The 15,029-nt window shown below is 33.0% G+C and carries 12 protein-coding genes; 9 read left to right on the top strand and 3 right to left on the bottom strand.

The genetic code is table 11. From position 1 onward, the window contains the following. Nucleotides 1-96 precede the first annotated feature (96 nt). The 7 genes from GQR94_RS15605 (at nucleotide 97) to GQR94_RS15575 (ending at nucleotide 6,701) form a co-directional block, all read left to right on the top strand. Complete coding sequence (locus GQR94_RS15605; protein ID WP_158976704.1) at nucleotides 97-498, top strand: response regulator; 402 nt, start codon at nucleotides 97-99, stop codon at nucleotides 496-498. A gap of 78 nt (nucleotides 499-576) precedes the next feature. Then, the gene (locus tag GQR94_RS15600) at nucleotides 577-1,119 is read left to right on the top strand and encodes a heme NO-binding domain-containing protein (RefSeq protein ID WP_158976702.1); all 543 of its coding nucleotides are present in this window, start codon (nucleotides 577-579) and stop codon (nucleotides 1,117-1,119) included. Next, nucleotides 1,112-3,463, top strand: a complete 2,352-nt coding sequence (locus GQR94_RS15595) for a PAS domain-containing sensor histidine kinase (RefSeq protein WP_158976700.1) — start codon at nucleotides 1,112-1,114, stop codon at nucleotides 3,461-3,463. Before GQR94_RS15600 ends, GQR94_RS15595 begins: the two co-directional genes overlap by 8 nt. A gap of 4 nt (nucleotides 3,464-3,467) precedes the next feature. Further along, on the top strand, nucleotides 3,468-4,601 hold the full coding sequence (locus GQR94_RS15590; protein ID WP_158976698.1) for an FIST signal transduction protein: 1,134 nt from the start codon (nucleotides 3,468-3,470) through the stop codon (nucleotides 4,599-4,601). Continuing rightward, entirely contained in the window at nucleotides 4,601-5,662 is a 1,062-nt protein-coding gene (locus tag GQR94_RS15585; protein WP_158976696.1) for an ATP-binding protein, read from the top strand. The genes GQR94_RS15590 and GQR94_RS15585 overlap by 1 nt, the downstream gene beginning before the upstream one ends. Nucleotide 5,663: 1 nt before the next feature. Further along, nucleotides 5,664-5,984, top strand: coding sequence for an Hpt domain-containing protein (locus GQR94_RS15580; protein WP_158976694.1), 321 nt, complete (start codon nucleotides 5,664-5,666; stop codon nucleotides 5,982-5,984). A gap of 3 nt (nucleotides 5,985-5,987) precedes the next feature. Continuing rightward, the gene (locus GQR94_RS15575; RefSeq protein WP_158976692.1) at nucleotides 5,988-6,701 is read left to right on the top strand and encodes a LytTR family DNA-binding domain-containing protein; all 714 of its coding nucleotides are present in this window, start codon (nucleotides 5,988-5,990) and stop codon (nucleotides 6,699-6,701) included. 185 nt (nucleotides 6,702-6,886) lie between these two features. Here GQR94_RS15575 and GQR94_RS15570 read toward each other — a convergent pair whose 3' ends face one another. Then, a complete protein-coding gene (locus GQR94_RS15570) occupies nucleotides 6,887-8,956 on the bottom strand; it encodes a lipopolysaccharide assembly protein LapB (RefSeq protein WP_233268351.1) in 2,070 nt (689 codons plus the stop codon). Between the two features lie 345 nt (nucleotides 8,957-9,301). On the opposite strand from GQR94_RS15570, the gene GQR94_RS15565 reads away from it, so the two are divergent. Continuing rightward, nucleotides 9,302-10,540, top strand: coding sequence for a sugar isomerase (locus GQR94_RS15565; RefSeq protein WP_158976688.1), 1,239 nt, complete (start codon nucleotides 9,302-9,304; stop codon nucleotides 10,538-10,540). A gap of 133 nt (nucleotides 10,541-10,673) precedes the next feature. Next, nucleotides 10,674-11,885, top strand: coding sequence for a glycosyltransferase (locus GQR94_RS15560; RefSeq protein ID WP_158976686.1), 1,212 nt, complete (start codon nucleotides 10,674-10,676; stop codon nucleotides 11,883-11,885). A 380-nt stretch (nucleotides 11,886-12,265) separates the two neighbouring features. On the opposite strand, the gene GQR94_RS15555 is transcribed toward GQR94_RS15560, so the two are convergent. Further along, the gene (locus GQR94_RS15555) at nucleotides 12,266-13,807 is read right to left on the bottom strand and encodes a glycoside hydrolase family 2 TIM barrel-domain containing protein (RefSeq protein WP_158976684.1); all 1,542 of its coding nucleotides are present in this window, start codon (nucleotides 13,805-13,807) and stop codon (nucleotides 12,266-12,268) included. Then, nucleotides 13,797-15,029, bottom strand: a complete 1,233-nt coding sequence (locus GQR94_RS15550; RefSeq protein ID WP_158976682.1) for a hypothetical protein — start codon at nucleotides 15,027-15,029, stop codon at nucleotides 13,797-13,799. Before GQR94_RS15550 ends, GQR94_RS15555 begins: the two co-directional genes overlap by 11 nt.

The following is a 15,029-nucleotide window of genomic DNA, read 5'->3' as shown; positions in this document are numbered from 1 at the left end:
AGAATTACCACTCACCGATACTTATTAGCTATTCATCTACTTAGCGAATTTTAATACGAGATAAAATGAAATATTTGCATTATAATTTATTAAGCTATGGACGTATTATTTATTGAAGACGACACGATTGAGACTATGAAGCTACAAAGAACTGTTTCTAAACTTCAATTAAAACATAATATTATTGAGGCAAAGAACGGTGAACAAGCTTTAGAAATTTTAAAATCTAGTACAAAATTACCAGATATTATTCTGTTAGATTTGAACATGCCAAGAATGAGTGGCATTGAATTTCTTGAAATTATAAAAGCAGACCCTAACTACAGATACTTACCTACTATTGTTTTAACCACTTCTGAGAATAGAGCAGATTTGTTAGAATGTTACAGAATAGGGATTGCAGGTTATGTAATTAAGCCCCTAAGATATGAAGATTACGAAGCTAAATTAAAAACTGTTTTTGAGTATTGGCAAACGAATGAGCTAGTAAAGGCATAAGGTTTTTGTCATTTCACAACATTTTTTTCATAACGGGTACTAATTTTCCTACTTTTAAAGTGAAATTAATATTTAGATATGAAAGGTGTTGTATTTACAGAATTTTTAGAAATGGTAGAACTCAAGTTCGGTTTAGAAGTTGTAGATACCATCATAGAAAATTCTAATCTGCCTTCAGAAGGTATTTATACTTCTGTTGGCACCTATAACTTTAATGAAATGGTAAGCTTAATTACCAGTCTTAGCGATGAAGTTAAAGCGCCAATGGGCGATCTTATTTATGCCTTCGGACTTTACCTCTTTAATGGGTTAGGAAGCTCACACCCCGAAGTAATTGAAAATTACACCAACCCTATAAGTCTCCTTTATGCCATTGAAGATCATATTCATGTGCATGTAAAGAAATTATATCCTGAAGCGGAACTACCGAGTTTCAAAATTCTAGATAAAACAGACAATTCAATTTCCATGGTGTATTCCTCATCTCGAGGCTTATACCGTTTAGCGCACGGATTAATTGAAAAAACATTTGAACATTTTAACGGTACTGCTACAATTACCTACGAACTTTTAAAAGAAGATGGTACTGAAGTAAAATTTGATATTGTCCAGAATGGATAACAAAGAAGTCACTTTATTAAAACGTGCTCTTGACCGGCAAGTAAAGGCTCGTAAACAAGCGGAGAGCATCTTGGAAGCTAAATCTAAGGAGCTCTACGATACTGCGCGCCATTTACAAGAAGTCAATAGTCGCTTAGAGAGTCTACTCTCTGAAAAATCATCAGAACTAAACGAGATTTTTATAAATATTATAGATCCATATGTGGTGATGGACCTTTCTGGTTCCGTTATAAAAATGAACGATGCCGCTAGAGATTTTCTAGGCTGCGAACCTAATGAAAACGTAGATTTAAGTTCTTTAATTCACAAAGATTATATTGAATACACCTACAATTCATTTAAATCTTTAGTAGAAGTTGGCACTATAAAAAATTATCGTCCTAAATTAGTATTGAAAAACGGCGATATTAAACACGTTGAAGTCAATGGTAGCATCATCTATGACAAAAACAGAACTCCTATTGGTGCCCAAGGTATTATAAGAGATATTAGCCAAGATTCTGAAATTAAGGAACTTTTAGCCAATCAACGTAAACAACTAGACATCATTGTAGAAAATTCTCCTTTGGGAATTATATTAACTGATAATGAGACTATTATTAAAGCAAACAATGCTATTGTAAACTTATTAGGGTACTCTATTGAAGAACTCAAAAAACAATCTTTAGATGCGCTCTCTAAATCTGAACATACTACTGAGTCTGAAAACTTAATGAAAAAAATGGACGATGGAGAAGTAGAAAACTTCTCTGTAGTTAGAACATTCATTAAGAAAAATGGAAAACAGCTCTTTACTAAAACAGCGGTAAGCGCTGTTAAAAATCAGTTTGGAAAAATAGTTTTTAAAGTAATTATCGTTGAAGACATTACCAAAGAGCTTGAGGCAGAAGAACAATTAAAAGCTTCAGAAAACAGACTCTCTTCTTTAATTGCCAATTTACATACGGGAATTTTAGTAGAAGATGAGCAAAGAAACATTGTACTCGCTAATAAAATGTTTTGCGACTTTTTTGATATTGATGCTCCTCCGCACAGACTCATTGGCATCGACTGTTTTAAAGCCATGGAGGATAATAAAGAGCTGTTTAAACAGCCTGATTTTGAAGTAAAAAGAATAAATGAAATAATACAAAATAAAACTTTAACACTTTCTGACGAGCTAGAAATGGCCGATGGTAGAATCCTTGAAAGAGATTATATTCCAATATTTAACAAAGGGGTTTATAACGGACATTTATGGACCTATACCGATGTGACCATTTCTCGTAATTATAAGCGAAATTTAGAAGTCCAAAAAGAAAAGTACAGTAGCATTATTGCAAATATGAATCTCGGTTTATTAGAGGTGAATACGAATGAAATTATTTTGACTGTAAACCAGAGTTTCTGTAATATGAGTGGTTTTACGGAAAAAGAATTATTAGGTAAAAAAGCTACCGATATTATACAAATTACCAACCCCGATATTGTTACAGGTAAAATTAATAAAAGACTTAAAGGTGAATCTGATTCCTATGAAATTGAAGTAATTGGTAAAGATGGTGCAATAAAACATTGGTTAATTAGTGGCGCTCCACGATACAATGATTCAGGCAAAGTTATTGGATCTTTAGGCATTCATTTAGATATTACCGGTCAAAAACAACTGGAATTACAAAAAGAGAACCTTGTAAAAGAATTAGAAAAGAGTAATATAGGCTTACAAGAATACGCTCATATAGTTTCTCACGATTTAAAATCGCCTTTACGAAGTATTAGCGCTTTATGCACTTGGCTTAATGAAGATTACAAAGATAAATTAGACGCGAATGGAACGTATAATTTAGCCATGATGCAAGAGAAAGTTGAAGCTATGGACAGCCTTATTGATGGTATCTTAAAATATTCTACCATTAACAGTGATAATATTGAAAATACCGATGTTGATGTAAATGAAGTAATTAAAGAGATTACAGATATCATTTATATTCCAGCGCATGTTAAGGTAATTGTTACCAGTAAATTACCTACAATCCATGCAGATAGGACTAAAGTACATCAACTCATACAAAACTTTTTAAGTAACGCTGTTGTTCATATTGAACGAGAGAACGGCTTGGTAGAAATTGGTTGTATAGAAACCAAAACTCATTGGCAGTTTAGTGTAAAAGATAATGGAGTGGGTATCCCAAAGGAATACCATGAAAAAATATTTAAGATTTTTCAATCTGTAGGTAATAAAGAACGTTCTACAGGAATAGGACTTTCTATTGTGAAGAAAATTATAGACTTATACGAAGGCCAAGTTTGGCTAGAAAGTGAAATTGGGGTTGGAACAACATTTTTCTTCACCCTAAAAAAATAATATAATGAAAACTATTCAAGTAGTAAAACATAAAGGCAAAGAATGGGAATTTAAATCCGAGAAGAAAGATTTAAAGAATCCGCTTGTACTCGTTTTTGGAAATAGATTTCTATTAGAATCTGCAACCATCTATGCGGAAGTAAAAGCTATTTTCCCAGACGGGAATTTAGTCTTTGGTTCTACATCTGGTGAAATTCTAGGTGAAAATGTTTTTGATGATAGCATCGTTATTACTGCTATAGAATTTGAAAAAAGTTCGTATGTCATACATTCAGAAAACATAAACAATTTTAATGCTGATTCTGAACGATTAGGAGAAAAATTATCTAGCAAATTTGATTCACAAAATTTAAAACATCTTTTTATTGTATCTGAAGGAAGTTTAATAAACGGATCAGCACTTATAAAAGGTCTTGAAAAAAATAATTCTGACAAAACCACGATTACAGGCGGACTCTGTGGTGATGGGGCTCGGTTTGAAAAAACAGTCTCTTCCTTTAATGAGAACCCAAAGATAGGAGAAATCATTGCAATAGGACTCTATGGAGAATCCTTAGAAATTACCTGTGCCAATTATGGTGGCTGGTCTTCTTTTGGTCCAGAACGCGTTATTACAAAATCTGTAAACAATGTTCTGTATGAGCTAGACGGACAGCCAGCCTTAGATTTATATAAAAAATATTTAGGTGATAAGGCCAATGAATTACCACAAGCAGCCCTATTATACCCTTTAAGTTTACGAGTAAAAGATAGCAGTGAGGTTGTCGTTAGAACAATTTTAAATATTGATGAAAAGGCCAATACCATGATTTTAGCTGGTGATGTGCCAGAAGGATCCACCGTACAATTAATGATGTCTACTGTAGATGATATTGCAGAAGGCGCAGCCAAAGCAGCTATGTACGCCATGCGTACGAGAACAAAAAAACCAGACCTAGCTTTATTGGTAAGTTGCATTGGTAGAAAATTGGTTATGAACCAACGAACAGAAGAAGAAATAGAAGAGGTAATAGAAGCTATTGGCAATCAAGCAGTGGTAACTGGGTTTTATTCCTACGGGGAATTATCGCCATTTTCTAATCAAATTGGATGTAAATTACACAATCAAACTATGACCTTAACTCTGATTAGCGAATAATGCACTCACTCTTAAAAAGACAAATCAGAAAACATTTACCTGAGAATCTCAAGGATTCTGGGGAGATTGCTGCTTTTTTAGATGCCATTAATAATTCTTATAAGGATTATGATGATAAAGCAGAAATGGTGCAAAGAGCCATGAGTATTAGTTCTAAAGAATTAACACAAGCAAATAAAGTGTTACGTGCAGAAGCAGAAAGTCAGCGTAAGACGCTAAACATTTTAGAGAGAGCTATTCGGGTATTAAATGACTCTAGTAGCACAGAAAATGAAGAGGCTAAAAGCAAAGATACCTTAGAGATAGATGCTTTAGAATTAGCCGCTAAAATAGAAAAGCAGGCAAAGGATATTGTAAAAATGACTGCAGAAAAAAATACGTTGCTTAAAAATTTAGAGCGTCAAAATGCCTCCTTAAATGACTATGCACATATGGTGTCGCATGATTTGAAATCGCCTATTAGAAATATAAATGCTTTAATGTGTTGGATTTTAGATGACGAAAAAGAAAAATTTTCACCTGCCAGTGTAGAAAATTGTAATCTAGTATCTCAAAATCTTCAAAAGATGGATGCACTTATTGATGGTATTTTAAGACATGCCGTTATAGACTCCTTAGAAGAAGAACACATACAGCTGAATATAACGAATCTAATAGACGAAATAACAAAAACAATTTTCATTCCTGAAAATATTGAAGTAAAAATTGAAGGTAAACTACCTACATTTTTAACAGAGAAGTATAAAATAGAACAGCTATTTAAAAATTTAATAACGAATGCTGTTACCGCTACAGAACACTTAGAAAAAGGGATAATTAGTATTCAGCATATTGACGATAAAGATTTTTGGAAATTCTCCGTTGCCGACAATGGTAGAGGTATTGCTAAAAAACATCAAGAAAGTATTTTCAATATGTTCAAAAAATTAGAAAATGATTCTAATGCTTCAGGCATTGGTTTAGCACTAGTAAAAAAAGTAGTAAATATTTATGAAGGTGATATTTGGTTAGAATCTGAAGAAAATAAAGGAACTACACTATATTTTACATTAAAAAAATAATATGGAACAGCAACCAAATCTTGACTATATAAAAGACTTATCCGGTGACGACATCGAATTTGAGCAGAAATTCATCGCTGTATTAAGAGAAGAAATACCTTTAGAAAAACAGGAGTACATACGATGTATCACTGCAGAAAATTTTAAAGACACTGCGTCTATCGTACATAAATTGAAACATAAGCTAAACATACTTGGCTTAAAAGAAGATTATAAACTTTCTGTTATTTATGAGGAGGATCTAAAAAAAGGAGACGCCTCACTTAATGATAAATTTTTATTTATCTTAAACAAAATTGAAAACTACATTAAAAACCTATAATTTATGAACTGTATTATAGTAGACGATGAAGGTGCAGCACGAATGATTGTGGAGCAATTATGTACCAAAATTCCAGATTTAGATGTTATTGAATCTTTTTCTAATGCCATGGATGCTATGAAATTCTTAAATCAACAAACTGTTGATGTGGTCTTTTTAGACATTCATATGCCAGGTTTTACAGGTATAGATTTTGTTCAAACACTAAAAAACCCTCCTAGAATAGTATTGACAACTTCAGATACAAATTTTGCTATTGAGGCCTATGAATACGAAGCTATTGTAGATTATTTGGTAAAACCTATTACTCAAGATCGTTTTGAAAAATCTATTGTAAAAGTAAAAACAGCTTTAGAAAAAAGTAAAACCCCTGCAGCAGTAACGACAAAAACAGCTTCTAATGCAGAAGATGATATTTACATTAATATTGATAGAAGGCTAATTAAACTAAAGTTGAATGAAATACTAGTTGTAGAAGCAAAAGGCGATTATATTGAAGTAAAAACGATCACTAAAAACTATCGTGTTCATAATACCCTTAAGAGTATTAAGGATAAATTACCTGAAAATATGTTTTTACAAATTCACCGCTCTTATATTATTAATTTTACTAAAATTATTGATATTGAAGACAATAGCGTTTTAATTGAAAAGAGTGTAATCCCTATAAGTAGGTCTAACCGGCCAGAGTTAATGCGAAGGCTTAATTTACTGTAGTACCTTCTTTTTTTACTTTACAGCTCGTTTAAATATCTCGTAGGAAACGTCAGATAAAAAATACTTTAAATCCTTTATGCTGATCACATTCAGCAATAATTTGCTCAACTACTTAAAAACTCCGCTAAAATTAATCAGCGGAGTTTTTTTATTTCTTAAAATTTCACCAAGCATATATTGATGAGTTATTCATTATTTTTCTTCAGCTTCTTAAAGTAAAAAGGCTCTTTAAGAAACAACCATTTTACTTTCAAACCTATTTCTGTAAATTCAAAACCAGCGGCAGTAGCTGAAGCTATATTACTATACTTACCGTATATCTCTGCATTCCATCTTTTATTAAATTGATGCTTTACCCCTACTTCGGCTCTAAAAATCACAGTCTGATCGTCTTCTTCAACTTTTTGTAATCCTGAAGCGGCACTTAGCATATACGTGGTCTTATCCGAGAATTTACCTCTTAAATCACCAAACAATTCAAATGCTTGGTACGTCTCTGGACTAAAATAAATGGTAGGTAATTGGTCTTTAAAAGTAATGTACTGAAAATTTAATCCCACTTTAAATGCAGGCTTTTTAAAAACATTATAATAAAGCGACGTAAAAAGTAAATTCCGTATGTTATCATCCGTTTGTCTCGTATGCATTAATTGGGTATACCAACCTAGTTTAAAATTGGTCCCTAAATTATAATTCAACCCAAAATGATTCATTACAATTTCTCGTTCAATTAATTCCGCATTAAAACTTTGCACTTCTCTTTGGTATCCCAAATCTAAACTTTGAAGCCTAAATGGTTGTGTTTGAAGTTTAATATCAAAAACAGGCTGTGTATAAGATACATCTGTAAAACTTGAATTATTTATTCCAATAATAGCCTTCAAATTTGTTTTAGGCATAAGCTTATAACTTATCCCCCCAAGTAATACATGCGATTGTGCTTTATTTAGGGTAACAGAATTTTCGGTATTTCTGTATTGATAGCTTAGTGTGGTTAATAATCTGGTTGTAATAGGGACATTAAAACTGGTATTGCTTGAATAGGCTACGTTATTTCCATTATCAAAAGTATATGCTATATGCTCTTCCACACTGGGCGTAAATTGGATGTTAAGCTTCTCTATAAAACCTTGGGCATCTTTTTGTTTGTCAAAGATTTTCAAGGTTTGAAATGCAGCTTCATAAGCGGGTATTATTTTATCCGATGCAAAAAGGGCATTTGCCTTTCCTAAATTACCGTCAAACGAAGCACTATCTCTTGCTAAAATAGCATCATAGTTAGCGAGGCTTGTTTTAAAATCTGCCGTATACATACCACGAGTAGCTTTTAGAGCTGCAAACCAGTTTTTTTCTGGATACAATTCTTCTAATACCGTAATTTCTTCTTTTGCTTTTCCGTATTTATTATTCCAAATAAGGGCTTGCACATACCGATCATAAGTTTGCTCCTTTAATTTTGTATCATCAATAGTATTTACTTTTTCTTTTGCCTGTATGGCAACACGTAAAGCTTCTTTATCATTCTCACCAATATGTTCTGCAAGCGCAATCCCATTTAATGCTGTAATAGAATCTTTAGGACTTGTTGCCAAACGGATATAGGTATCCTTAGCCTTTTCTGTATCTTTTATAATAAGATAAACATTGGCTAGATTTAATAAAGCATCTTTATCTTCTGGAAAATCTTCAAATATTTCATTTAAGTAGTTTATTCCTTTCTGGTATTCTTGGTTATTCACATAACTATTCGCATACCCTAATTTCATATATTTCCTTGAAACCTTGGCACTTTCATTTTCTGGCTGTAGGGCGATAGCTCTATTCACCATTTCTAAAGCTTTGCTATACTTTTTTAAGTTGGATAAGGTATTGGCATACCCTAATACAGCCCCAAAATTTTCTGGGTTTTCTAAAACTAACTCCTTATATAAAGGCTCCGCTTCAATAAACTTTTTATCCCAAAGAAAAGATTCATTATAATTGATCTGAATTTCAAAATCTCCTGGATAGTCTACTAATAAGGACTTAAACATGGAGTTTGCTTTTTCTGGCTCTCCGCTAAGTCCTACCGCCCTACCGTAGCAAAGTTTTGCCGTTTTATTGTCGGGGTATTCTACTAGATATGCTTTAAAAAAAGACTCTGCCAATTCAAAATCGCCTTTTTCAAGTAATTTGAAACCTTTGGTCATATCATCTGCTTGAGACAATAGTAATTGACAGAAAAGTAGTGCTATAATAAGGATAAACTTTTGCATGGAATATTTTGTACGTTTTTTACTACATTTTAAATAACGGTATTTTATCGAAAATATTAGCATTCATTACTATTTTTTTAATCATAGTAAAGCTATACTGTCCGATTTTATTTTGGAAGGAAGAAATTGTATACTCATCTACAACAATAGGTTATTCAACGAATTCCATAATAAAAAACAGCTTTAGAACGCGTTATTTGAAAGAAATAAGAACAGATTTTCAATTATTATTTTATTCATATCTAATAAAATATAGGAATAATCTTACAATATTTTGAAGTTTTAACGTTATAACTATGTGCTTTTGAAGAAAGGCTGTTAACCAAACCATTTAACCAAATTAGAATGTCTACCATTAAAATTTTATTTAAAAAAATTACGCCAGAGCAGTTGTTCATGGGTAGTGTTTTATTGGTAAATGGTGGCAATTACATATACAATTTGTTACTAGGGCGTTTATTAGGACCTGAAGCATTTGCTGAAGCTGCCTTATTAATTACCTTATTATTAGTATTATCATTTGTAGGAATGACTTTTCAACTGGCTACCGCCAAATTTGCTGTATTATTTTCAGGAGATCAATGGTTGAGTTTTAAAAACAGAAGCTATAAACACGCTACTCTTTTTGGAACTATTGCAGGAATACTCATCATCCTATTTTCTAAAAATTTACAAGAACTCTTTCATACCAAAAGCCATTGGATGTTTATACTATTTGGTATTGGTGTGCCTTTATACTTTTTCATGAGTGTAAACCGAGGAAATTACCAAGGGAATCAAGATTTTAAAAACTTATCGATAACCTACCAAACTGAAATGTGGAGTAGATTGCTAATTACTTTAGCGCTCTTACTATTTGTTCCTTTAGAATCCTCTTTTTTAGTTGCTTTAGGTATAGGTATTTCCTTTATATTCGGACTTATTCCTTCAGAGTTAAAAGGTTTATCCTTTACATCCAAAGCAAAATTATTACCAGAGAACGCAAAGCGAGTAACTAAGTTTATGATCCTTACCGCCTGCTATGAATTTACTCAAATTATCATTAACAATAGCGATATTCTTCTTGTTAAACATTATTTTGATGCTTTAGATGCAGGCCTTTATGCCTCACTAGCATTGATAGGAAGAGTTGTTTATTTTGTCGCTTGGATGTTTGTCATGTTATTATTACCAACTGTGGTACAGAAGCAAAAAGATGGAGAACCAACTGCTCCCATATTATTTAAATATGTGGGGTACATAGGACTTTTATCTGCGGTTATTGTAACAGCCTGCTATATCATGCCCGAGTTTATCATTACCATCATGTTTGGTGATGCCTATATTTCTATGGCTGGTTTATTATGGCAATACGCTTTAGCTACATCATTATTCGCTATTGGAAACATATTTGCCTATTATTTCTTGTCATTAGACCATTATGTACCCGTAATACTATCAGGGCTGTTAGGCATGTCTCAAATTGCATTAGTAGTGTTTTATCATGACACTTTAGAAATAGTAGTACAAGTACAAATTATGGCAATGGCTATTTTACTAGCGGTACAAATCATTTATTTCCTACTAAAAAAATCAAAATTATAATGAATAGATCTATTTATCGAAAGCGTCTTTTCATTCAACGACAGTAAAACGAACCTTGGCGGATACTAAAAACATAAAAGCCAATAACAAACCATATTTGTAAAACACAAACCAAATCATAAAAAGCCATACCATGAAACTAGCTATCGTCACAGCTTATCCACCAAGTAAAGTAACCTTAACAGAATATGGTTATCACTTAGTAAAACATTTCAGATTACAAGATCAGGTCACCGAGCTTATTCTTATTTGTGACAAGACCGAAGGAAAAAAAGATTTGGCCTTTACTGAAAACGGATGTAAAATAACAGTAAAAGAATGTTGGAGTTTTAATAGTTACGGAAATATTTTTAGCGTCAATAAAGCACTCAACCAAACTAAACCAGATGCTGTATTATTTAATCTTCAATTTTTAAAATTCGGAGATAAAAAAATCCCTGCAGCTTTAGGACTTCTTTTACCTGCTATATGCAAGTTTAAAGGCATTCCTACCATTTCTTTATTACACAATATTTTAGAACAAGTAGATTTAGAAAGTGCAGGATTTACAGAGAATAAACTATTACAAAAAATATATAATTTTATTGGAACTACCTTAACGAGGTTTGTTTTAGCTTCTGATGTCGTTGCTGTAACGATAAGCAAATATGTTACTATTTTAGAAGGGAAATACCATGCTAAAAATATAGCTTTAGTTCCGCATGGAGCTTTTGAGACCCCTCCTACTCCTTCGTATAATTTGCCAGAAGGACCTAAACAAGTAATGGCTTTTGGAAAATTTGGTACCTACAAGAAGGTAGAGGTCTTAATAGAAGCTGTTGAGCTTATAAGAAAAAGAACTCAAGAAGATATTGAAATAGTTATCGCCGGTACCGATAGTCCCAATACACCCGGGTATTTAGAGGCTATGAAAACAAAATACAGTACAGTACCTCAAGTACGATTTACAGGGTATGTTGCTGAAGAAGATGTAGAAAAAATATTTAGAGATAGTGCCGTTGTTGTATTTCCATACACGTCTACTACAGGGAGTTCAGGTGTATTACACCAAGCAGGAAGTTATGGGAATGCGGTTGCCCTGCCTGATTTGGGAGATTTAAGTATTCTTGTTAAAGAAGAAGGCTACAGAGGAGAATTTTTTGATGCGGACAATCCTAATTCATTAGCCGATGCCATACAAAATATAATTACGAATGACACCTACAGAAGAAGTTTAGGACATACCAACTATACCGCTGCATGTTCTTTACCTATGTCTCGAATAGCCGAAATGTACTTAACGCATTTTAATACTATTATAGAAAAGAAATCGCCATTACCTAAATTACAAGAGGAACAGGCTTAAAAAAAAATACAATACGCGTATTGCTTCTGTAAAAAAGCAGAGGCAATGCAAAATTTTGGTTAGTGATTATGTGTGTTAAAGGAGAGGGATGTTGTGGTCTACTCTCCTTTATTTAATCATTATCACCTTAAAAAAATTATACAACGATATTTAAAATTGGTTAGTGGTTATGTGTGTTAGGGAGAGAGATGTTGTGGTCTACTCTCCCTTTTTTAAAAAGCAGCGAACTAAAAAATTTAAACGTATTTACAATTTTGGTTAGTGATTATGTGTGTTAAAGGAGAGAGATGTTGTGGTCTACTCTCCTTTATTTTTTATACCCTACTAAAACACAATTAACTTAAGATAGTGCTGGAGTACATTGAAGCAAAATAACTAGATTATTTTAAATTTGATAATACTTTAAACGAAGGCTTAGGATTTCCTAAAGAATCTAAACAACCAAAGAAGTGCTGTTTTTTTGACTTCCAAGGGAGACTACCTGCAACTGCGCTAGGCACCTTTTCAAAGTCATATAAGGTCCAGAACATGAAAGGAATCTTTTCTTGATATAATATCGCTTGCATTTCTTCATAATAGTGAAGCTGCCCTTCTTCATTAGCACCACTATATAAATTCCACAATCCTTTATAAGAGGAAACTCCATATTCTTGTAATAGTTTAGGCTTTGAAGGAACAGCCTTGGCTAATTTATGATGCGCAACTTTAAATTTACTAGCTTCTTTATAATAATGATAGGAAACAAAATCTACTTGATCTGCTAATTCCACCGCAGCTTCTGGAGAAGACCAGCCTATGGTTACGGGGTGGTTTCTATCCCACTTTTTAATGTTTGCTATCATTTGTTCTAGCCAACCTAATACCCGTAAACGCCCACGAGATTCAAAATCTAAATCTGGCTCATTCTTTAAATCCCAACCTAATAATGCAGGATGGTCTTTTACGGCATTTACAATTGCTTCTGCATGACGGTGTGTTAATGTCCAATTAGAAACATCATAATCTCCATAAAAATCAAATAACGTGATAAGAACATCTAAGTGCTGCTGCTCTGCTATATCTAAAACTTTCTTAAGAGCGGCTATCTTTTTATAATCTACCATACTCTTGCCAAAATCTTCGTACTGTACAAAAATACGAATAGAATTTAGCCCCATTTTTTTTATAATTGTAAAATCCTGAGCTATTATAGTGTCATTAAATCGCTTTCCAAAAGTATCCCAAGGCGAATCTTTAGGGTAATAGTTGATCCCTTTTAATTCATTTATTTTTTCAATTTTAGCAGCAATGTCACGATCCGCTATTTTTGTGGTATCAATATTATTTTCAATTTCCTGTAAATGTCTTATACGCCAAAAGCCATCTTCTAAAAGCATCATCACATGGTAACTGGTCGTATCTTTTTCTGCCAATATTAATTCCTCTCCCACATATGTTTCTTGATATTCCTCAACATTATAATCCTTAAAGACCACCATGGTTCCATCGGTACTATAAAAATCTATAGCTCCTTTATGACTAAGGGTTGTGCGTTTATACCAATTATTATTTTTTAAATTAAGGTCTATATTATCATACAAACGCACGCGTGCACTATCTGTATAAAAATCTTCAATTCCGTAATAATCATTCTTTTTAAAGGCGATGTTCCGTACGTGCCAAGCATTAAAATAATCACTGGTAATCTCACCTAAGGTCTGTTCTTCTATAGGTCTGCCTGGATTCTCCAAATCTGTCCATTCTATACTAGGCCTATACACCTCATCCATAGGCACCTCTAAATGCAACATAGAGGTACGGTCTGCACCCGTATTTAAAAACACCCATGCAGAACCAATACCTGAAAGTATAAATGCATTTACACCCACAAATGTTACGATGATGATGATTCTATAAATTGTTTTATTTAATTTAAATGCCATTTAGTTCTTTTGTAAACTCCTTAGTTATCCCTGCTGCTTTTACCACTAATTTATAAGTGCCATTGGGTAAATACTCTGGATTGATAAAAATAGTACTCACTCCTTTTTTAGTCGTCGTTTTTCTTGTTTCAACAAATGCTCCACCTGCTGAATAAATATCTAATTGCACCAGAATACCATCGGGCACCAATTGGTTCATAAAACTTTCTAACGGTCCTATGTCTATATTTCTATTTCCCTTTGAAAAATAAACGCTATAATCTGAAATTGCAGTTTTAAAAGGTACCTCTATGGTATTGCTTTCTGAAGCTCCTGTTATAAATGCTTGAATCTCCCAATTTACTGTCTCTGATGGGTGCAAAGTTCTCCCTTCTACCACACCCCCTAGTGTAGTGCCCACTGTGTATAAGTATGCATCTTTATCATTCTTAATAACAAAAGTCACCAATGTTCCGTCGCTCACTACATTCCCGAATTTATCATAAATGATATCCGATCTTAGTTTTAATATCTGGTTCCCATCTGCATACCCATGATCTCTAAATGCTTCTATTGTAAAATTGGTTGAATTAGAAGGGTACACTATCGTCGTTAGTTCTTTTGATGTGGTACCATTACAAGCTGAAGTTACTAATATTCTACCAGATGTTTTTGTGGCTCTAACATTATACCAAGCCATTAGGTTATTGGTCGTAACCTTATACGCATCAATAGAATTTAAGAATTGTGTTTTTATTGTTACCTCCGTTCCAGGAGGTACAGGATTATCATATACATCTGTGGGAGCAATGACTAACATGGAATAATCATTGTCTCCTGCCGTTATACTTCTGGGTCCAAAATAGGTTTCCATATTGGTTCCTTTTTCTATATTTGGACGTATATTAATTTCACCTTTTAAAATGGTATGCTTCGCTTGAAGCAATTTCCAGTGACATTTTCCGGCCATACGTGAAAAATTCTTTGGAAGAGAAAAAATTATAGATCCCTCTGTGTCTTGGGGTGACAATAATAAGGTTCCAAAGGCATTTCTAACTTGTAGCTTAAGATCTGGAGATTGGGTTTCTGTTTTAAAAGCTATGGTTATGGCATCACCAGCGATATAATTACTGGTAGTGCTTACTAATTTGGCATTACTAAGAATACGGTTTTTAGGCGCTTCTTTTTTTGAAGAACATCCTATAAGAATGAAACAAATACATATGAATAAATTTTTATGCAT

Origin of the sequence: Cellulophaga sp. L1A9 (assembly GCF_009797025.1) — a bacterium.
In the GTDB taxonomy this organism is placed as follows: Bacteria; Bacteroidota; Bacteroidia; order Flavobacteriales; family Flavobacteriaceae; genus Cellulophaga.
This window is presented reverse-complemented; position numbering and strand designations above follow the sequence as displayed.